This window comes from Corynebacterium aquatimens (assembly GCF_030408395.1).
GTDB lineage: Bacteria > Actinomycetota > Actinomycetes > Mycobacteriales > Mycobacteriaceae > Corynebacterium > Corynebacterium aquatimens.
In genome coordinates, this window is the sequence record NZ_CP046980.1 from 230,570 (window position 1) to 250,033 (window position 19,464).

Consider the following 19,464-nt stretch of genomic DNA (forward strand, 5'->3'; position numbering starts at 1 on the left):
CGCGCACAGAACGCGCACAGACCGAGCACGCCGAAATAGCTAGTGAGCCCAACCAAGGCCCTTGATAGGGTAATTTCGTGCTCCACGCTTTCATTGACGAATCCGAACACCGAGACGAATACTTCACCCTCACAGCGCTAATCGTGACCGAGGAGAACTTGCCCCACCTGGAACGCGAATTGGACGCGTTGATCGCGCAATATGCTACGACAACCCAGCTGGTAGAAAGCACCGCTGAGTTTCACGGGTACGACATCATGCAGCAAAAATGCGATTGGGATGGCGTGCCGCTTAATATTGCGACCTCGATTTACCTAAAAGCGCTAGGAATCATCAATCGGTGGGCATCGGCGATGTTTGTGGAAACAATTGACAGGCGCGCTCAGGAAAAGAAATACCGATATGTTTTCAATGCTCGGAAAGTGGCGATTAACTACATATTGGAACGGGTTGACGGGCGTTTCTTTTCGGTACCGGTAGGGCGGTATCGGGTACCGGGGTGTTGGTGGTTGCCGGTACCCGGTTTTTACCCCCGGTTACGGCTTTCGGGGTTGACGTAGCCGTGTGGGTGTCGTAGGGGCCATCCTTTCTTGTTTGATGTCGTCGCGGGTTCGCATGTCTTCTCCTGTCAGGGTGAGTTTCGAGCCGTGGTTGGCGAGTCTGGACATGACTGCGTCTGCCAGTGCTGCCTCGGAGAACACGTCGTACCAGTAATCGGGTTCGTGTTGGCTGGCGATAACGGTAGAGGCATGCTCACGCCCGACGAGCAGGTTGAATACCTGGTTCAACGCGTGCGCTGAGACATCGGTGGCGAGAAAGTCGTCGATGACGATGAGTGCGGGAGCCTGCAGGTCGGTGAGGAGTTGTTTGCGGGCCTGGGGATGCTCAGCCGCAGCGTCGAAGTCGTTGGCCAGGTCGTTGAGCCTGTAGTAACGGGCGGTGAGCTTTTTGCGGCACGCCGCGACGGCCAGGGCTTGAGCGAGAAAACTTTTACCGGTGCCGGTAGCTCCCACGATGATGAGGTCTTTGCCGTAGTCGATCCATTCGCAGGTTGCGAGCCGGTCGATGCGGTCTTGGGTCACACCGCGGCCGGGATAGGCATCGAAGCGCTCGAGTGCGGCGGTTGAGCCAAGGAGTTTCGCTTCACGCAACCTTGTCTGTATGACCTTGTTGTCGCGGGCTGTGAGCTGGGCTTCGAGGGCTTCTTTGATCTTGTCTTCGAAGGAATCGTTATCGCGCGAGGGGTCGTTGACGATCTCCTGGATCGTCGCGGCGAACACGCGCATCCCGCGCAGCGAGCCGAGCTTGTCGAAATCTTCATCGGTTAACGCCATGATGCTTCTACGCCTCCTCACCGAATTCAAGCTCACTGAACTCGAACGCTGCTTTACCCCGTACGTGCGACGCCTGGGCTGGTGGTGCGGGACGAATCACCGGCCTGGTTGACGCGGCAGATGATGTAGGTGATTGCGCACCACCTGTGGCGGTGGCGGTGGCGGTGGTGGTGCGGGTTGCGAGGTCTTTGATGGTGTCGTGGACTTTGCGCACCGACGGGACCATGTGGGAGTCGAGGACGTCTTGGCAGGCTTGTTCAAGCAGGCTGCGGGAGTACTTCTTCGACAAGCTCAGCACGCCAAGGGCGCTATTGTAGGCTTGGGCTTCAACTTGGCGGGCGTGAAACATCTGGCGGATGAGTTCGTAGGTTGCGGCCCCAATACTTTGAGCCCATGACTCAATCCGGCCCCGATCCCACTTCGTGGCCAAGTCCTGGTGCTTTGCCGGCACATGCTCTTTATCTGTGGAGTACTGCATGTTGCCAGGCTTTTTACGGTGGGAAGCGATATGCTCACCCGCGCTGAAGGAGGGTGTCAGGAAGTTTGTGTGTGAGGCTCTGATCTAGAAGGAGTTTCACCGATAATGACTACGGTGTCACCGAAGAAAAGCCATGACCCGGCGAGGGTCAACGAGATCAGCGAGAAGCTGATGGAAAATCCTGAGCTCGCCAGCTTGATCAGCGAGCTGTCGGCTTCCGCTGATGATGCCAGCGAGCTGGTCAAAGGCCTGCTGCAGGCATCAATCAACGCTGGTCTGCAGGCGGAGATGGATGCGCACTTGGGCTATAGCCATTCCGACCGCAAGACGAAAGCCCAGGTGGAAACCACACAGAGCAGCAATCACCGCAACGGGTCGTACACCAAAACCGTCAACTCCGGGTACGGCGCGGTGGAAGTGACCGTGCCCAGGGATCGTGCCGGCACGTTTACTCCCCGGATGGTGCCCAAGGGCGCACGCCGACTCACAGAACTCGACGACATGATCATCTCGCTCTACGCCGGCGGGATGACAGTGCGCGATATCCAGCACCACCTCGCGACCACGCTCGGGGTGGATATGAGCCCGGATACGATCAGCACCATTACCGATGCGGTGTTAGACGAGGTCATGATCTGGCAAAACCGCCAGCTCGACGAGTTTTACCCGGTGATCTTCCTCGACGCGCTACGCGTGAAAATCCGCGATGGCCACCGCGTGGTCAACAAAGCCTGCTACATGGCGGTTGGTGTCGACATGGACGGCATCAAGCACATCCTGGGATTGTGGATCGCTGAAAATGAAGGCGCCGCATTCTGGGCATCGGTGTGCGCAGATCTGGCCAACCGCGGGGTCCAGGACGTGTTCATTGTCTGCTGCGACGGGCTTAAAGGCCTGCCGGAAGCCGTGGAGGCAACCTGGCCGAATTCCTTGGTGCAGACCTGTATCGTGCATCTGATTCGGGCTGCGAACCGGTGGGTGTCGTATCAGGACCGCAAGGGAGTTTCCCGGGCGCTGCGTGAGGTCTACACCGCTCCCAATGAGGAGACGGCACGTGCCAGCCTTGATGCTTTCGAGGCCAGTGAACTGGGCCGGAAATACCCGCAGTCGGTCAAAGTCTGGCGCGACGCTTGGGAGCGGTTCGTGCCGTTTCTGCAGTTCCCGCCTGCGGTCAGGCGGGTGCTCTACACCACCAATTCGATCGAGTCGCTGAATGCTGAACTGCGTAAAGCTACCCGTAACAGGGGCCAGTTCCCGAACGATACCGCGGCGCTGAAGACGCTGTGGTTGATGATCTGCAACATCGAGGACAAGCGCGCTGCGCAGCGGGCGAAGAAAGCCAAGCGCGACGTTGAGTGCAACGGCTATATTGAAGGAGCGAAAGCCACCGGGTGGAAACAAGCCATCAACCAACTAGCCGTGGCTTACCCCGACCGATTCGCGGACTACTTGTAAACCAAGCCCCCGCACACAAAGAATCGGACACCCTCCGCTGAAGATGTCGACGACATCGTCGAAGATCTGCACGTCAACGCTTTTGCCGGCGAAGCTCCACGGCACAGAGTAGAAATGCTTCTCAACTTGGACGTGGTAGTTCACCCCGGCCTTGGCTTTACGCCACGTGGAATACGACCAGCGCTGTTGAGGCAGCGGGCGCAATGCTTCTGCTTCGCTTTCAACAAACAATTGCCTGCGGCTTGCGTTGCGGCCCCGGAATCCTTCCCGGTCGTTGATCCAGTCGACCTGCGCCGCAATAGCGGCGTTGAGAGCGTCGAACGTGGAGAACTCTTGGCCCGATAACGCTTCCACGACCCAAGTCTGGACGATATCGACCGCCTTTTCCACATGGGCCTTATCCCTGGGTTTACCCGGCCTAGCCGGGGTGATCCCGCACCGGTAAAACTCGGCAAACTGCTGGTAGCGCTCATTGACTTCACGCACCGTCGTGCCACGTGTGACCTGGTTGGTTGCGGTCGAGGCGTTATCCGGCACGATGCGCACCGGCACGCCACCGATATAGTCCAACGCGTCGCGGTGGGCACACAGCCACGACCGCATCCGCATATCCGGCCACGCACTGGCATGGATAAGCCCCGAATGCGGCAGCGACGCCACAAACACATACGCCCGCGCACACACCCCTGTCAACGGGTCAACAACTGCCATGGTTTCCCCAGACCAATCAACGCACAGCTCCTCACCAGGGGCATGGGTCAAAAGCGCAGTCAGGTCGTTGACATCGACGTAATTTTCAAACAGCGCGCAGAACTGCCGGTAGGAATAATGCTGCTGACCAGAAGCAGCCTGACGCCGGGTGTATTTATGGTGTTCCACCTTCAACGTCACCCGCTCACCACGTCGGCGCCGGGCAGCGATGCCTGCGAAATCCGGTTCCACGAACGCATCTGAATCCCGCCGGCGATTATCCGGAAACAACTCCGAAAGCTCCTGCGCCGACAACGCGGTGATCGTGTCCTCGTCCATCCCAGTCGAGCGCAACACCCGACTGGCCTTATCAATACTGCTGCGCGAACACCCCAAATCCGACGTGATCTGCGACCACGAGCGGCCTTGCACAAGCGCCAGCATGATCAGCCTGTAATTGGTGACCACACCAAACTCCTTCCATGGTTACGCGGCCCGCGCGTACACACTGCGCAGGGCCGTCAACCACAGACTGCCAACCTAACTACCCCCGGTACCCGATACCCGCACACCCAGTACCCGATACCCGCCCGACCGGTACTAAAAACCGAACCCGGTCACGGGTCAACAGCTACGCACTGAATAATGGCGATACCGCGAAGTGTTATCTCGATGATCACTACACAGCACCGGAAGGCCGTAAAGAATTTGTCGAGTACAAGGCAACCGGCGAATTTGGTTATCGGAGTTCAAAACTAGCGAGCATCGATGAGCTCGAGTTTTACGATTCGAAGGAGAAGCGCGGACTCCAAGCCGCAGACCTATGTTGTTATATCTACCAGCGACGAATGCATGTCAAGGCGGGGAACGAGAAGATGCTCAAGACGCAAGAGAAAATGTGGGGAGCGATCAGCGACATTATATTGCGCGGAAGGCAACGAGTCTGGCCGTAGATGCACAAAAACCCCGCGCGATGAACTGCTCCCCATTAGTTGGACTGAGAAATCAGTTACCGACTAGTGGGGAGCAGTTCCTTTGAGAGCACGTAGTTCGCTCAGTGAAGTTCAGCGTGAACAGTTAGTGGAGCTTTTCGAGCAGGGGATGGGTTGCCAGGCCGCTGCCATTGCTCTTGGTGTCTCCAGATACGCCGCCCGTATGCTCTATCGTCGGTTTACGCTGCATGGCAAGCTATGTCTTGTGGAGAAACCGACTAAGCAGCAGTATTCGTTCGAAATCAAGAAGGAAGTTGTCCAACGCCACCTTGCCGGTGAGACGGCGATGGATCTTGCGCGTGAGTTTGGCCTGTCATCAGACCAGCTAGTTAAAGGGTGGTCGTGGAAATGGCGTAAAGGTGGCGATGAGGCGCTAAAACCGAAGCCGAAGGGTAGGCCCAGAGGCTCGGTCGCACCGAAGCCGCTGTCGGAGGAAGAGAAGCTGCGCCGCCAGATCGCACGGTTGGAAGCGGAAAACGCATATCTAAAAAAATTGCGGGACTTGAGGAACCAGGGACGCGCCTGAAAGTCCAGGCGATTGTCATCCTCAAGTCACAACATCGTCTGCAATACCTTTTGGATGCGGCGGGCATGGCGAGATCGACGTTCTTCTACCACCAGAAACGCCTGCGCGAGCCGGATAAGCACGCTGCGCTCAAAGACGCGATCCGGGAAAGTTTCGAGCGTAATAAGCATCGCTATGGCTACCGACGAGTGCTACTTGACCTGCGCAACCAGGGCTGGGTGGTCAACCACAAGCTCGTCTACAAGCTCATGTGCGAGATGGGGCTTCGAGCCAAGGTCCGCCAGCGCAGGCCATATGTTTCCTACAACGGGACGATCAGCCACATTGCCGCCAACACACTTGACCGCAAGTTCACCCCAGATAAGCCAAATGCCGTCTTTGTCAGCGACGTCACCGAGTTCAGGGTCGCAGGCCGCAAGGTATATCTGTCACCGGTGATGGACCTGTTCGACCGTTCAATCGTTGCCCACACCGTGGCTACATCGCCGTCGACAGCGTTTACCGCCGCTTCTTTATCCAAGGCAATCGCGGCGTGTGCACCTGAACCCGGGTGGATGATGCACACCGATCAAGGCTTCCAGTACCAGCATTCCTCGTGGCGTGACCTGATCGGCGATAACGGTGGTGTTCAGTCGATGTCGCGTAAAGCCAACTGCTACGACAACGCGGTGATGGAGAACTTCTTCGGCCACCTGAAAGCCGAGATGTACCACGGGGAAGTCTTCGACACCGTCGCAGAGTTCAACCAGGCGATCGACGAGTACATCCAGTGGTACAACACCGAACGCATCCAACAACGACTCAAGGGCCTGACCCCGATGCAATATCGGAATCAGACCCTTGAAGCCCTAACCGCCTAGAATTAAACCAGTCCAACTTTCGGGGGCTAGTTCACGAACCGGGGTTTTTGGCAATGTGGAGTTGCACACAATATGCAATCTCTACACCCAGAATCATAATGGATAACAACAACTGGATACAAGAGGACAAACCGGACGAGATCGTCAACTCGGCTTTTGCGTCCGAACTACGCGGCGTTTCTACCCCGCGTCCGGCACTGCGCGTAGTCCGTCGCGTCGGGCGGTGCGATCGAGACGGCGTTTCGCGCGCGGCGTCACGTTCGCGTTCGGCGGTGAGGTAAGCGTCTATCGCATTGGGGATTGCGTCGAGGCCTTCGTCCCAGAGGTGTCCGTAGACGTTGAGGGTGGTGGAGGCGTCGGCGTGGCCGCACATCCGCTGCACGGCGTACACGTCGGCGCCGGCGGCAACCAACGCCAACCGTCTCACAAGCGTTTAGAAGCGGATGCCGAACTGGCGCAGCATCGGAGCAGCGGCGACAATGCCAGCGCCAATCAACACGAGGACTCCAATCACGATGCCGATGATCGCGCCCGGCGACAGCGACCCATCCGGGTTGCGGCTGCCGCCACGAGGCTCAGAGGTCGGCGTTGGCGCCGTCTTCGTCGAGGTCGGGGTTGGGGTCGACGTTGCCTTCGTCGAGGTCGAGGTCGGCGATGTCTTGGTAGATGTCGGCGTCACCTTGGTCGCAGTCGAGGTCGGAGTTGCTTTGGTTGAGGTCGAGGTTGTCTTCGGCGCAGTCGAGGTTGGCGTAGCCTTCGTCGAGGTCGAGGTCGGCGTTGTCTTCGTCGAGGTCGGCGTTGAGGTCGCCTTCGTTGCAGTCGAGGTCGCCTTGGTCGAGGTCGAGGTCGGCGTCGCCTTACGCGGTTCGCGGTGTTGGATGTTCGCTAGGTTCTGCTTTGCTGTGGCGACCTTTGTCTTAGCATCCCTAACTTGTTTTTCAGCCTTGGCTACCGCATCGCTATCGCCGGCGATCTTGGTCAGTTCGGTGATCCGGTTGTTCAGGTCCTGGATTGCCTTGTTCGCGTTTTCATTACCGCTTTCGGTCTTCACCTTGCCCCAGTCGACGTCGGGCGTGCCCCCTAGTGGAACCTTGTTGACGCGGTTTTCCATCTCGGTTTTCCCGCCGACAATGTCGGTGTAAGAAACAGGATCCGCGTCTTCGGAAATTATCTCCTCGTTGCCGCTAGGAACGTAGTTGCCGTCTTTATCACGTTTCGGCACCTTTCCTAGGGTGGTGGGGGCCGACCAGTTAGTGATGCCCAGCGCCTCCATTGCGCCAGTAGGCATATAGAAGTCCTGGGGACGCTCTAACGCTTCCACCATCGTGCCATCGGTAGGGCGGAAGAAGTACATTCCATCGGAATTGGGAGTGTGCCTAACTTCTTCGTTGTGGAAAAGCGTTGTTCCCCATAGATTCCTCTTGCTATCGGCGTAGTATGCGACGCTGGCGCCATCGAGCCACTCGGTGATCATGTTCGCGTTGTGGGTAGGGGAATTACGCCACCCCTCAAAAGCTTCTACGGCGAGCTTGCCCCAGTCTTCTTTATTCTTGCTCGTTGACGGAAGGTCGCCGCTGTAAACAAGGATGTTTTCAGCACCCTTTTCTAACTCCTCGTCCGTGGAGTGGCGGAAAGAATGGTCGGTCGGAGTGCCATCGGCATCTTTTCCTTCCTTGTCTAAATAGAGCTTCGCCATTTCCATATTCCAGAAGGATGCGCGGTCAGTAAATAGCGGGTGGGAGCGCAGCGGGTGGAGCCCGTTCTGGACGCGGTATAGGTTTATCATCTCCATTGTCGCCTGGCCTGCGAGGGCGCTCAGTTCAGCGGTGGTGAGCTCGCCCTTTTGCTGGTTCTCAAGCGCAGCCCTTCGCTCCTGCGCCGCAGTGAGCTCAGTGTGGGCGTTTTTGACGCGTTTCAGGTTGCGCTGAGCAGCGTCAAGCTCCTCGTTCGCTGTTTCAAGTTTCGACGCAGCGTCCTCGAGATCGTACCGCCATTGTTGGTACGTGTACGCCCCCTGGCTCGCGGTTTGGGCAAAAGCGGGGGAGAGCTGGGGCACGGCGACGGCGGAGGTCGCTAAGGTGACGGAGGTGAGGGCGGCGAGGGCAATCCGCTTGTAGGAGCGCATAGTATTCCTTTAATCACACGATGTCGGGGAGTGCAGGCGCTCGTGCGTCGAGGGGTCGATTCAATGCGCGCCGCCGATTACCTGCAGGAAATTACACGGTAATCATAAATCCTTTCGCAGGAAAGTAAAGCCCTGCCGGGGAAATTTCCCCGACAGGGCTGCATTAGTTGCAGTTGTATGGGTAAGTCCTACACGCGGATCCCGAACCGCTCGAGGATTGGTCGCAGCGCTGGCAGGCCGAAGGTCACCAGCGTCGACACGATGAACGTCACGCCGATGACGATCCCCGCGATGGCGATCGGCTGAAGTTTGCCATCCTCGGTGCGGCTGCTGTTCTCCTTCTTCGGGGTGTCGGAAGGCGACGGCGTCGCGGTGACGGTGGTGGTCACAGTCTGCGGAGCCGGGGTATTCTTGTCCCCCTTCGACGAAGACAGCCCATCGAGAGGTGACTTCTTCGTAGTCGTCGTTTCGCTTGTCGACGATTCCCCATCCTTCGTAGGCTCAGCCACCGATGTCGGGACGGTGGTCGATGTTGCCGTGGATGACGTGGCTGTGGCCGATGTGGCTGTGGTCTCCGTTTTAGGTTTGCGCGCCACGATTTCGTCGTACGCGCGTTGAGCTTCGTTCTTTTCCACGGTGGCGGCGGCGTGAGCGCGAGCGGCTTCCGCGTATGCAGCGCTGGCGGCGTCCAGCTCGGCGCGATACTTGCTCTCGTTAGCCCTCGCTGCTTGGAGCTTGGCTTTCAGCTCGGGCGAGACGTTGACCAGACGAGCCTCGTCACGATTCTTCTTCGCATCGGCGACGTTTTGCTCAGCGTTGGCGATGACCGCGTCGGCATCCTCGAGGGCCTGGGGGAGGGCATCGATTGCGTCGTTGGTGGCCTGAATCTCCTGCTCCAGCGCGGCGATCCGGGCGTTGCGTGCGTCTTGTGCCGCCTTGCTTTGCGCCTTGTGCCAGTCGATGCGCGGGTCGCCGCCGCGTACGACGGTCAGTGAGCGGGCATCCATCGTTTTCTTGCCGCCAATGATCGCGGAGTAGTCGACCACGCCCTCCTCTACGGGTTTGTCGCCCTGCTGGACCTTGCCGATCGCGTTCGGCGGCTGGTTGCTGATCCCCAAGACCTCCATGGCGCCGCGAGGAACGTAGAACTTCTTCGGCTCCTTCAAAGCTTCCTTCGTGGAACCATCCGCGGGGAAGGTGCCGCTCATGGCGGCTACTTGGTCGCGGTGGAAGGTCTGGGTCCCCCAGTAGTATGAACGATCGTCGCGGACGTATTCGAGCGCGAACGCGTCAAAGGTTTCCTCCACCAGGTTGAAGTTGTGGACAGGAGAGTTCTTCCACCCGTTGAACCCGCTGCGTGCCACGTTAGCCCAGTAGGTTTTGTCGTCTCCTCCCGTGGCCTGCATGCGCAATGCTAGGTTCTCCCCGGCCTTGGGGATCTGTTCGTTGGTGGAGTGCGGGGTTTTATGTGGTTCCCGTGCGTATTCCTTAGAGATGTACTCGGTGTAGTTGTACGCCTTGGGGTAATACGCGGGGTGGGTGCGCAGCGGGTGCAGTCCGTGCTTCTCACGGTAGGCGTTGGTCATCTCAAGCGTTGCCTGTGCGGACAGCCAGCGCATTTCATCCTGGGTGAAAGGTTCGGTAGAGGGGTTATCCCTTTCGTCGATAAGCGTTTTGAGCTCACTTTCGCGCGCCGCACGCGCCGCATCGAGCGTAACGACGCTGCCCGCTAGCTCATCCCGCTTCTTGCGCGCATCGTCAGCGGCGGCTTGGGCCTCTTTGACCGCGGCGGTGAGCTTCTTTACTTCCTCCTGCTGCTCGGGAGTCAGCGAGGTTACAGCCCGGTCCACTTCGGTTTGAATCTTGGCGGCCTCTGTGGCGGGGTTGACATAATTCTTAACAGCGGTGTCTAGGTCCTCCTTTCGTTTGTCAAGCTCCCGCTGTGTTTCCTCGGCCGTCTTTTTCGCATCCACGAGTTTCTCTGCAGCCGGGCCGCGCTCCTTCTCCCACTCTGCGAGGGTGAGCGTGGGTGTTTGCGTCGGCTCACCCGCTGGACCGCTCCCCGGAAGACCAACGGTTGAATCATCCGGGCTATCCTGGGTAGTCGCGGCGAAGACGGGGGAAACGGACGGAACCGAAACCGCAGCTCCCCCGAGGGCAACGGCAAGAGCGGTGGCGGCACTAGCGCGGCGCAAGAAAGTCATGTGCACATCTTAAACTCTTGCGCATGAAACTACCGCGCGTTTAAGACTTGTTTCTTTTTGCGGCGGAAGTACACCTCGCGGCTGACGTGGGCCACAACGTCGCCTTTCTCATCGGTGACGTCCACGTCGAACCAGTGGAGGTACTTCGAGCCGTCGGCGGTTTTCGCGATGATCTCGTCATAAAGCTCGTCTGAGATGCGCATGTCGGCGGTAAGCAGGCCCTTGCCGGGCTTGACAAACTTGACCGTCCCCTGGGTGTCCCACACGTTGTACTCCGGGCCGAGCCGGTGCATGGCGGCCAGCATGAAGAAGGGGTCCGTCATGGCCATGATCGTGCCGCCGAACGCGGTGCCCTTCGCGTTCCTGGTCAAAGCGTTCGGCTTGTGGGTGACCAGCACGCGGGTTCCATCGTCGTCGAACTCGCGGATCTTCACCCCGGCGCCGAGGAACGGAGGCCAGTAGCTCATGAAACGGCGCAGGTTATTGGCGGAAAACAGGTTTTCGGGACGCAAGAATTTTGGAGTAGCCATGTAGGAGCACTATACGCCCTGATCCCGCTGGCTCGGCGGCAAGAACCGCGCCATGACCTTGCCGGTGGCGTTGCGCGGAAGGGAGTCCACAAAGTTGACGTCGCGCGGCACGGAGTGATCCGCCAGTGTCTGCTTTACCCAGGTGCGGATGGACTCGGGCGTGAGCGCGCGACCGTGCTCGTCGTCGCCGCGCACGACCCATACCGCGATGCGCTTAAACCACTGCTCATCGTCCACGCCGCCGGCGTGAACATCCCCGATGCCGGGCATGGTTTCTAGGACCTCCACCACGGACTGCGGGTGAACATTCTCACCGCCGACGATGATCATGTCGTCGCTGCGCCCCAGCACGTGCAGGCGATCTTCATCGTCGAAGTATCCAAGGTCTCCCATCTCAATCAACCCGTCGATGATGTCCACCTTCGTGTTCGGGTTGGAGTAGCCCTTCATGGCGGTTTCGTTGTTCAAGAAGATGCGCCCGATTTGGCCCTTGGGCACTTCGTTGCCCTCATCGTCGTAAAGCTTGAGCACCGTGCCGGGCACGACGCGACCCGCCACGGTCGGGTCCACCGCGATCTCTTCGGCCGTCGCTGCCGTCGCGAGCGAGAGCTCCGTCGAGCCGTAGATGTTCGCCAGGATCGGGCCGAAACGCTCATGCACGTCCGCGACAGCTTGCGGAGTCAGCGCGTTGCCCGCCGAGAGAATGAACTTCAGGTTGGAGGTATCAAAGCGCTCGTTGCCCTCCAACGCCGTCATCTGTTTGAAGAAGATCGGGGAGGAAATCATGCCGTCGCACTTATAATCGGCGAGTTGTTTGAACGCCTTCTCTGGATCGAAGTGTCGCATCATCGCGATCGTTGAGCGCGACGCGAGCGCCACGTTAATGCAGCTCCAGCCCCACGTGTGGAACATCGACGCGGACAGCTGAAGCGTCATGTTCGAGTGCCACGGCGCAGCGCCCAAAAGGCCCGACACCACGAACGGCAGCTTCGGCTCGTCGCGAAGAATGCCCTTGGGAATCCCCGTCGTGCCCGACGACATCAGCACCAGGTCGCCGTGTTTAGGGAACACGGGGAGCTTCGGTAGCTCCTCGTCGGAGAGCAGGATCTTGTCGATCGTCAGCGGAGCTTCGTTCGTGCGCCCATGATCGCGCGAGGTGTGCGCCCACACCACGGGAATGCCCAGGTCAGACGGGATCCTATCCTCGAACTCGTCGTCCGCAAACACAATGTTGATTTTGTTTTCCTCAACGCACCCAGTGATCTGCTCGGGCGAGGACCCCACGTTGAGCAGGAACACCGCGCCGCCCGCATACCCCTTGGCGGTCAGCGGGTACAGGAAGTAGCGGGAGTTGCGCGCCATAATTCCAATGCGCAGCTCGCTTCTCGACGGATCCCCACCCAGCTCCTCCTCTTTATACTTCACCAACCACTGAGCGAGCTTCCGGGAGTTATCGCGCAGCTGGGCGTAGGTGATCACCCCGTCATCATCAATGATCGCGTTGCGGTGCGGGCAGCAGCGTGCGCCTTGGTGCACCTCACGCGCGGTGGAAAGGCCCCAACGTGGCAGGTCCTGGAAGCCGGTGAGGAAAACCCCAGGCCCGCCCTCCAAGCTGACCACGCCGCGCCCAAGGACCAACTTTGCGAGGTTAAGAAGTTCTTTAGCCTGGTCCGTTGGACTCAGCATTGCCTTTTTCATGAGAATTCTTTCTGTCGAGTGAGGGTTCGTATGGGGGTTTGGGCCCGCAACGGTTGTTTGAAGGGACTTTGTGGGGAAATATCGCTACTGTGTGGCGTAACGTTGCGCCACAACCAATCTAAAATTCTGAGGCATTCAAAACAATACGCATGTTACCAAAGGTGCGTATGTTGAAAAAGAGGACTAGGCTACAAACCGTCCAGAACAGATCCAGCACAAACTCAGTAGAAACCCAGCAGAAAGTGTGAGAAATGACCATTAAATCGCGCCGCGTAGCAGTGGCGGTGACCGCAATCCTTGCTGCTATTGGGATGGCCATTGCGCCACATGCTGAAGCACAACGCGGCAACATGGTGATGTTCGGTGACTCAATCATGAACGATGCCCCCGCGTTGGAAGTTGCTGGCGCGCGTTTCGGCGTTCACCCCAACGGTAAAGCCGACCCTAACCGGTGGTGCCCGCGCAGCAACGAAAACTTTGGTGTCCTCACTGCACGCAAGCTAGGTCTCCAGCCTCGTGATTTCTCATGCTCAGGTGCGGTTGCGATTAGCCCGGGCCCGAAATTCCAAGACCAGGTCAACCACGCACTTCGCGTCCGTGCCCTTGACAAAAATACGCGTCGCGTTTTGATCCAGGCTGGATTCAACGACACTTACAATCACGCTGGCCGTGACCCCATGGCTGTTCGCCGTGACTTTGTAAACGCGTTGCGCCCGACTATCGATCAGATCCGGCGCGCAGCTCCGAACGCCCGAATCCAGATCATTGGCTACCCCTCAATCACGAGCCGCGGCGATATCTGCGCGATCCACGTTATTCCAAACTTGGCGGATCGCATTCCAATGCCTCAGGTCGCGGCATGGGAAAACCTCGCGCAATGGATGGAAGTCGATCTCGCGCGCGCGACGGGAGTTCAGTTCGTTGACCTGAAACCGGCTACCCGAATTAACAACATGTGCGCGCCGGATAACGCCCGGATGTTTGCTGGACTAATCGACTTGACCGCCGGCCCTGGTCACATGCCTATCCACATCAACCAGCGCGGCCACGAGCACATTTCGAATGTGATCGCGCGCTCTTAGTTTTCCGCGCTAGCTCCGCTAGCTTTCTGCCTTTGCCAGTTCCTGCTCGATCGCGTCCTTGAACACGTCGAACGGCTGCGCTCCCGCGACCAGCTGGTTCCCAATCACGAACGCTGGCGTTCCGTTGACCCCCGCCGCCATGCCCTTGCTCCGGTCTGCGTCGATGGCGGCGTCGAACTTATCGCTCGCGGCGTCGGCCTTGAACTTCTCTAGGTCGGCCACCCCCGCCTTCTGCGCCGCGGCCACGTAGTCTTCCATCTCAAAGTCGGGGTGGCCCCCGCGCGCGTACGCCTCCTCATGCAGGGCCTGCGCGAATTCAAAGAACTTTCCCTGTTCGGCCGCGGCGCGTCCCGCCCGCGCTCCCGTCAGCGACTTCGGCCCCTGGGCCGGGAAGTCGTTGAACTCGATGCGCACGACACCTTTGTCCACGTACTCCTTCACGATCTCCGGCGCCGTCTCCACCGAATACTTCGCGCAGTACGGGCACTCGAAGTCCGAGAACTCCGAAATCACCACCGGCGCGTCGACCTCACCCAAGGCGTAGGGATCGCCGGCTTCACGACGGGCAATCCCCTCAAAGCGCCCCTCGTTCGCGCCGCCCCTCGCGGCCTCAGCGCTCCCAGCAGCACTCCCATCAGCACTGCCAGCCGCACTGGCGTGTATCGCCGTCGCCTTTTCCTCGCCTTCCCGGAACCCGATGACGTAGCCGCCGACGGCGGAGCCCACGCCCACGACCAGCACGGTTGCCCACACCAGGGGGCTTTTAAATGGGTTCGTTCCTGCATTGCTCGTATCCACAGCGGCGTTGCGGGACGCCGGTTTCGATGGTTGCTCTGAGTTGCTCACTCGTTCAACCCTAATGGAGCGGAGGGATCGTCGATAAGCGGAGGCCCCGGAGGAACCGCGTTGCTGAGCGCGACGGCGCGGGCGAGGCGCGCGTACCGCAATTCTTGTTCGCGGAAGCGGACCCATGTGGAGAGGGTGGTGAAGAAGAACGCGATGACCAGCACGTACAGCATCAGGTCGGTGCCGCGGCCGATGCCGAGCCAGTTAGCCACGACCGTGAGGTCGTCTGGCCGCAGGATCGCCCACACGGCGCCGACAACCAGAAGCGCAAAGCCGATCTTGACGCCCGCTTTTGCATTGGCTTTCTTGCGGTTGGTAAAGAAGTACCCGGCGAGCGCCAGCGCCGCGAGCAGAAGCAAAACTTGAATCACGGGAGCCTCCTTGCCACCAGCCCGTCGGCGATGATGTTCACGCCGTTGATCAGCGATTGACCCTTCGACATCGAGTACTCCGTGTACAAAATATCCACGGGCTCCTCGGCGACGCGCCACCCATTTTGGTCAATCATCTGCACGATCTCGGAGGCGTGCGACATGCCGTTCATGCGGATATTCATCCCGCGCGCCACAGTGAGGTTGAACGCGCGGAGGCCATTGTGGGCGTCGCTAAGCCCCAGCCGCCGCGTGCGCGGTGACAAGAAGACGACGGTCTTCAGCACCACGCGCTTCAACCAGGGCACTTTGCTTATCGACGCCTCCCCAAACCTCGTCCCCACCACAATATCCACCGGTTCGGTCCGCAGCCGCGCAACCATGCGCACAACGTCTTTGACTTGGTGCTGCCCGTCGGCATCGAAGGTGACAAAGAACTTCGCACCGGGCTGTGCTCGCGCGTACTCGATGCCCGTTTGGATCGCCGCGCCCTGGCCGAGGTTGACCGGATGATTCACCAGGTGCGCGCCGGCTTCGTGGATGCGCGCCGCCGAGTCGTCCGCGGACCCGTCGTTGACAGCCACGATGTTGGGGAAGGTGAGCAATGCGTTGGCCAGCACGTCGCCGATCACGGTGGCCTCGTTATAACAGGGGACGATGAGCCACGTGTCCGCAAAGTCTGCCCCCGAAGCGCGCCTAGTGTTCACGAGGCTTTACTTTAATCACCCGCGCTCATCATCGGCGCGCGGCAGCGGGTGCGTCACGCATGAAACAGCCGCGCGTACACCCGCCGCATCACGCCGAGCGGCAGCGCGCGATACAGGTTCCGCACGGCCAGGTTCACCCGCGCGCGCGGCCGGCTGATCAGTCCGTAGCTGACCAGCGCGTCCTGCATGGCTCGTTCGGCCGCCCGCGTTTCCCGGGTGGTGCGGCGCCGAAACTGCGCGTCGCTCACCCGGAAGTAGGTCAGCGGTTCCGGCATGTTGTGAAGCCGCTGGCCGGCGGCGATGAGCCGCGCCCACAGGTCATAGTCCTCCATGTTGTGCATTGGCCGGTACCCGCCGACCGCCCGCACGGCCGCGGTGCGCATCATCACCGACGGGTGATTCATCGGCGAATTGAGCCGCGTATACTGTGCAATCTGCGCGTGTTCCTCCGGCAGCCGCCGCACCCCGCCCAACTTCCACGCGTCTCCGTCAGCCTCCCCATCAGCGCCCTCTTCAACACTGAACTCCTGCATCGCCGAGCCCACCACGGCAATCTCGGGGTGCGCGCGCATGAACTCCAGCTGCTTTTCCAGCCGCTGCGCCGTCGCCGCGTCGTCTGAGTCGAGGCGCGCAACAAACTCTGTCGTCACGCGGGCGAAACCGTGCGCCAAGGCCCTGCCCAAGCCCTGGTTGCGCTCCAACATCAGCGTCTCAACTCGCCCGTCGCGCAAAAGCTTATCGACGCCCCCCTCAACCGGCCCGTCCCTCACCACCAGAATCTCCTCCGCCGGCCGGCTCTGGCTATAAAGGCTGTTCAAGGCAGTTTCCAGCTCCGAAGCGGTGGTGCCCCGGTAGACGGCCATGAGCACGGTCACCGCGCCGGGGGTCAGATCCCCTGCGCCAGTCGAGTTCTTTTCCATGGGCTTGGCTCTCTTCTCGCGGGTTCAATTCTCGCGGGCTCTACTCCCGCGCGGCGTCGAGCAGGTAGCGCCCATAACCGGACTTCATCATGGGCTCCGCCAGGCGTTTGAGGGCCTCGCCGTCGATGAATCCTTGTGTGAAGGCCGCGACCTCGGGCGATCCGATCACCGTGCCGGTGCGCTTTTGGATCACTTCGACGTACGCGCTGGCCTCACTCATCGAGTCGATCGTGCCGGTGTCCAGCCACACGTCGCCGCGATGCAGGCGGTGGACCTGAAGTTTGCCGCGAGTGAGGTATTCCTCGTTCACGCTGGTGATCTCCAGCTCGCCGCGCTCCGAAGGTTCGATGGTCTTCGCGATGTCGACCACATCGTTGTCGTAAAAATACAGCCCCGTCACCGCGTAGTTGGATTGCGGCTCCCTCGGCTTCTCGACGATCGATGTCGCCGTCCCTACCTCATCAAACGTGACCACGCCGTAGCGCTGCGGATCGGATACCTCGTACGCGAAGATCGATCCGCCGTCGGGGTCAACGGCCTCGGCCATGAGCGCGTTAAGGTGGCCCCCGTCAAAGATGTTGTCGCCTAAAACCAGCGCTACTGAGTCGCTACCAATAAAGTCTTCGCCGATGATGAAGGCCTGCGCCAAACCGTCGGGGGAGGGCTGCACCGCGTAATCGATCATGAGGCCGAGCGCCGAGCCGTCTCCAAGCAGGCGCTCGAACGCTTCGCGGTCCTCAGGCGTCGTGATGATGAGGATCTCCCGAATACCCGCGTTAATCAGGGTGGTCAGGGGGTAGTAAATCATGGGCTTGTCGTAGATCGGCATCAGTTGCTTTGAGATGCCCTTCGTGATCGGGTACAGGCGCGTGCCGGAGCCGCCCGCGAGAATGATGCCCTTCATGGGGACAAAGTGTAGCCGGGCGGACCCAGGCAGACCCAGGCAGACCCAGGCAGACCCAGGCACGCCAGACCATGGGCACGGGTCTACTTAGGCAGTGCGAGCCTGGGTATCCGGCACGGGGAACAACACTGGGTCCGGGCACGAGGGGGTTGAGGTTGAAGGTTCCTGGCGCGGCACATCGCGGTGTTCCGAATCCGGCGGCGATTCGGTATCTGGTGGCGGGTTGGAATTCCCACCTGATTGGTCGCGACGTTTTCGCAGCTTATGTCCGCAACTATCGTGATAACCCACGGTGTCGTTGAATCTCATGGGGCCGCCATCGGCGGGAACAACGCCGACCCGTCCGGTTTCGGGATCTCTGTCAACGTATCCCTTGTTCCCGGTGCCATCTCTTCGGTCGTTGTTACATCTGTGATGGGCGCGACATAATCCGACCAGATTGTCGATGTCTGTCGGGCCTCCGTCGAGGTAGGGCAGTATGTGGTGGATGTCTAACTCGCTAAACGGCTTGTCGCACCCATGCCAGGCGCATACTCCCTGCATGGCCAGCAGTGCAATGCGCTGGTACACCGAGGCAAGACGCGTCCGGCCCAGCGAAAGTGGCACGCCGGTCACCGTGTCCAGCTGTGCCACAAAGTCATTGCCAACAAACCCCAGCCGCAGGAGGTCGTACACAGAGACCTCAATGCCAGTGTTGGTTGCAAACCGGGAGGTGTGGTCCGCCCCGGCCAAATCATCAAGCGTAATTCCCAAAACAACCGTTCCCACACCGTTTTGGGAAGTCGACTTCGAGTTCGACCACGTCCGCACGATCCCCATCAGCTGGTCGAAGTGGCGTTGGCCCATGGTGCGGGTGTCCTTCGCGTGGGGATCACCGGGCTTCTGCCCGCCACCCCGACCGTAATCGAGGGCCGCCTTCAACATGGCAGCCTCCCCAGCCGGTGCCTTGATGGTGATCGAGCACATTCCGTCCGCGTCCTGCTGCCCGAAGTGAAGGTTGCGAGCGTGGAAATCAGACTGTGGCTTGTTCGCGGCCTTCCTCCGGCCGCGCTTATTAGCATCGCGAACGAGCCGCCGAACGAACTTCCGCAGATCTTCTGGGGAACGCTTCTCGGCCTCGGCGAGCGCTTCAGCCAGGATCGTTGCACGCCCAGGATCTGCGCCATCGCGCAGCTTCATCAGCTCGAGGTTGATGATCTTCTGTTTCTCCTCAGCGACCTTCTTCGCGCGCTCTTTGGCCTTCTTTTTCGCGGCGCGCTCCTCCTCAGCCCTACGGCGTGCTTCTTCCGCTGCCGCCGCAGCGGCTGCCGCTTCCTCGGCGGCGTTTGGTGTGTCCGGATCCACATCGTCAAAAAGCGAATCCTCCTCCACATCAAACTCAGGCACTTCCTCAAAAAGATCGGCCCCGCGTCGTAACCGACCCATGGCCTCCGCATGGGACAGCCCCAAAACGTCCCGCAGATACGCCACCGCGTGATTCGCGCCGACGACCTTGCCCGCTCCGTCACGTTCGCACAAATACGCAAACGCCGCATCCACATACGCCTTCTGCCCCGACACCGCGGCCTCCAACCGCTCCATGTCGTTGCGCACATCAGTAAATCGCAGGGGAGAGGGGTCGGCGAACACGCGCGAAATCTCCGCTATCGCATCACACAGCTTATCGACGGCCCCAGTCAGCGCACCGCCCGCCTTTGCACTATCGGTCTGTGTTCGCATGATCTCCCTCCCTTCGATTCCGA

Annotated in this window: 19 protein-coding genes; 5 read left to right on the forward strand and 14 right to left on the reverse strand. The window is 59.9% G+C overall.

Going from position 1 to position 19,464, the window contains the following annotated elements; all coding sequences use genetic code 11:
- The first annotated feature begins 77 nt into the window (after nt 1-77).
- Nucleotides 78-560, forward strand: coding sequence for a DUF3800 domain-containing protein (locus CAQUA_RS01040; protein WP_196824894.1), 483 nt, complete (start codon nt 78-80; stop codon nt 558-560).
- On the opposite strand, the gene CAQUA_RS01045 is transcribed toward CAQUA_RS01040, so the two are convergent.
- The gene (locus tag CAQUA_RS01045; protein ID WP_196824893.1) at nt 537-1,334 is read right to left on the reverse strand and encodes an ATP-binding protein; all 798 of its coding nucleotides are present in this window, start codon (nt 1,332-1,334) and stop codon (nt 537-539) included. The two genes, CAQUA_RS01040 and CAQUA_RS01045, sit on opposite strands and share 24 nt — an antisense overlap.
- A gap of 7 nt (nt 1,335-1,341) precedes the next feature.
- Entirely contained in the window at nt 1,342-1,812 is a 471-nt protein-coding gene (locus tag CAQUA_RS01050; RefSeq protein ID WP_196824892.1) for a hypothetical protein, read from the reverse strand.
- 105 nt (nt 1,813-1,917) lie between these two features.
- On the opposite strand from CAQUA_RS01050, the gene CAQUA_RS01055 reads away from it, so the two are divergent.
- On the forward strand, nt 1,918-3,267 hold the full coding sequence (locus tag CAQUA_RS01055) for an IS256 family transposase (RefSeq protein WP_196824891.1): 1,350 nt from the start codon (nt 1,918-1,920) through the stop codon (nt 3,265-3,267).
- On the opposite strand, the gene istA is transcribed toward CAQUA_RS01055, so the two are convergent.
- A complete protein-coding gene (gene istA / locus CAQUA_RS01060; protein WP_196824890.1) occupies nt 3,226-4,425 on the reverse strand; it encodes an IS21 family transposase in 1,200 nt (399 codons plus the stop codon). The genes CAQUA_RS01055 and istA overlap by 42 nt on opposite strands.
- A 14-nt stretch (nt 4,426-4,439) precedes the next feature.
- Between istA and CAQUA_RS11175 the strand changes: the two genes are divergently transcribed.
- Entirely contained in the window at nt 4,440-4,910 is a 471-nt protein-coding gene (locus tag CAQUA_RS11175) for a DUF3800 domain-containing protein (RefSeq protein WP_196824889.1), read from the forward strand.
- Nucleotides 4,911-4,992: 82 nt separating this feature from the next.
- A protein-coding gene (locus CAQUA_RS01065) for an IS3 family transposase (protein ID WP_414600122.1) occupies nt 4,993-6,335 on the forward strand; the annotation gives its coding sequence in 2 pieces (ribosomal slippage) (nt 4,993-5,434 and nt 5,434-6,335; 1,344 coding nt in all).
- A gap of 31 nt (nt 6,336-6,366) precedes the next feature.
- Here CAQUA_RS01065 and CAQUA_RS01070 read toward each other — a convergent pair.
- From CAQUA_RS01070 to CAQUA_RS01090, 5 genes are all read right to left on the reverse strand, one after another.
- On the reverse strand, nt 6,367-6,753 hold the full coding sequence (locus tag CAQUA_RS01070) for a hypothetical protein (protein ID WP_196824888.1): 387 nt from the start codon (nt 6,751-6,753) through the stop codon (nt 6,367-6,369).
- 15 nt (nt 6,754-6,768) lie between these two features.
- On the reverse strand, nt 6,769-8,460 hold the full coding sequence (locus tag CAQUA_RS01075) for a hypothetical protein (protein WP_196824887.1): 1,692 nt from the start codon (nt 8,458-8,460) through the stop codon (nt 6,769-6,771).
- 188 nt (nt 8,461-8,648) lie between these two features.
- Complete coding sequence (locus tag CAQUA_RS01080) at nt 8,649-10,664, reverse strand: CAP domain-containing protein (RefSeq protein WP_196824886.1); 2,016 nt, start codon at nt 10,662-10,664, stop codon at nt 8,649-8,651.
- A gap of 29 nt (nt 10,665-10,693) precedes the next feature.
- Nucleotides 10,694-11,194 (reverse strand): DUF4442 domain-containing protein, encoded by a 501-nt coding sequence (locus CAQUA_RS01085; protein ID WP_196824885.1) that lies wholly within the window; start codon nt 11,192-11,194, stop codon nt 10,694-10,696.
- 9 nt (nt 11,195-11,203) lie between these two features.
- Entirely contained in the window at nt 11,204-12,892 is a 1,689-nt protein-coding gene (locus CAQUA_RS01090) for an AMP-binding protein (RefSeq protein ID WP_231375490.1), read from the reverse strand.
- A gap of 251 nt (nt 12,893-13,143) precedes the next feature.
- Here CAQUA_RS01090 and CAQUA_RS01095 point away from each other — a divergent pair, with 251 nt between their 5' ends.
- Nucleotides 13,144-13,974 carry a GDSL-type esterase/lipase family protein gene (locus CAQUA_RS01095; protein ID WP_196824884.1) on the forward strand — a complete coding sequence of 277 codons (831 nt, stop codon included), beginning with the start codon at nt 13,144-13,146 and terminating at the stop codon, nt 13,972-13,974.
- Nucleotides 13,975-13,992: 18 nt separating this feature from the next.
- Here CAQUA_RS01095 and CAQUA_RS01100 read toward each other — a convergent pair whose 3' ends face one another.
- The 6 genes from CAQUA_RS01100 to CAQUA_RS01125 all read right to left on the reverse strand — a co-directional run bounded on the left by CAQUA_RS01100 (nt 13,993) and on the right by CAQUA_RS01125 (nt 19,441).
- The gene (locus CAQUA_RS01100; RefSeq protein WP_290178514.1) at nt 13,993-14,820 is read right to left on the reverse strand and encodes a DsbA family protein; all 828 of its coding nucleotides are present in this window, start codon (nt 14,818-14,820) and stop codon (nt 13,993-13,995) included.
- Nucleotides 14,817-15,191: a DUF2304 domain-containing protein gene (locus tag CAQUA_RS01105; protein WP_196824883.1), complete on the reverse strand. Its 375-nt coding sequence runs from the start codon at nt 15,189-15,191 to the stop codon at nt 14,817-14,819. The genes CAQUA_RS01100 and CAQUA_RS01105 overlap by 4 nt, the downstream gene beginning before the upstream one ends.
- A complete protein-coding gene (gene ppgS, locus CAQUA_RS01110; RefSeq protein WP_196824882.1) occupies nt 15,188-15,898 on the reverse strand; it encodes a polyprenyl-phospho-N-acetylgalactosaminyl synthase PpgS in 711 nt (236 codons plus the stop codon). Before ppgS ends, CAQUA_RS01105 begins: the two co-directional genes overlap by 4 nt.
- A gap of 53 nt (nt 15,899-15,951) precedes the next feature.
- Nucleotides 15,952-16,818 (reverse strand): glycosyltransferase, encoded by an 867-nt coding sequence (locus CAQUA_RS01115; RefSeq protein ID WP_196824881.1) that lies wholly within the window; start codon nt 16,816-16,818, stop codon nt 15,952-15,954.
- A 40-nt stretch (nt 16,819-16,858) separates the two neighbouring features.
- Nucleotides 16,859-17,722 (reverse strand): glucose-1-phosphate thymidylyltransferase RfbA, encoded by an 864-nt coding sequence (gene rfbA / locus CAQUA_RS01120; RefSeq protein WP_196824880.1) that lies wholly within the window; start codon nt 17,720-17,722, stop codon nt 16,859-16,861.
- Between the two features lie 87 nt (nt 17,723-17,809).
- On the reverse strand, nt 17,810-19,441 hold the full coding sequence (locus CAQUA_RS01125) for an HNH endonuclease signature motif containing protein (protein ID WP_196824879.1): 1,632 nt from the start codon (nt 19,439-19,441) through the stop codon (nt 17,810-17,812).
- Nucleotides 19,442-19,464 lie beyond the last annotated feature (23 nt).

Bases quoted from the DNA above. Each gene is read 5' to 3' on its own strand.
- CAQUA_RS01090 (WP_231375490.1), bottom strand. From the start codon at position 12,892: ATGAAAAAGGCAATGCTGAGTCCAACGGACCAGGCTAAAGAACTTCTT.
- CAQUA_RS01080 (WP_196824886.1), bottom strand. From the start codon at position 10,664: ATGACTTTCTTGCGCCGCGCTAGTGCCGCCACCGCTCTTGCCGTTGCC.
- CAQUA_RS01075 (WP_196824887.1), bottom strand. From the start codon at position 8,460: ATGCGCTCCTACAAGCGGATTGCCCTCGCCGCCCTCACCTCCGTCACC.
- CAQUA_RS01125 (WP_196824879.1), bottom strand. From the start codon at position 19,441: ATGCGAACACAGACCGATAGTGCAAAGGCGGGCGGTGCGCTGACTGGG.
- CAQUA_RS01085 (WP_196824885.1), bottom strand. From the start codon at position 11,194: ATGGCTACTCCAAAATTCTTGCGTCCCGAAAACCTGTTTTCCGCCAAT.
- CAQUA_RS01115 (WP_196824881.1), bottom strand. From the start codon at position 16,818: ATGGAAAAGAACTCGACTGGCGCAGGGGATCTGACCCCCGGCGCGGTG.
- CAQUA_RS01055 (WP_196824891.1), top strand. From the start codon at position 1,918: ATGACTACGGTGTCACCGAAGAAAAGCCATGACCCGGCGAGGGTCAAC.
- CAQUA_RS01050 (WP_196824892.1), bottom strand. From the start codon at position 1,812: ATGCAGTACTCCACAGATAAAGAGCATGTGCCGGCAAAGCACCAGGAC.
- rfbA (WP_196824880.1), bottom strand. From the start codon at position 17,722: ATGAAGGGCATCATTCTCGCGGGCGGCTCCGGCACGCGCCTGTACCCG.
- CAQUA_RS01045 (WP_196824893.1), bottom strand. From the start codon at position 1,334: ATGGCGTTAACCGATGAAGATTTCGACAAGCTCGGCTCGCTGCGCGGG.
- CAQUA_RS01095 (WP_196824884.1), top strand. From the start codon at position 13,144: ATGACCATTAAATCGCGCCGCGTAGCAGTGGCGGTGACCGCAATCCTT.
- CAQUA_RS11175 (WP_196824889.1), top strand. From the start codon at position 4,440: ATGGTTACGCGGCCCGCGCGTACACACTGCGCAGGGCCGTCAACCACA.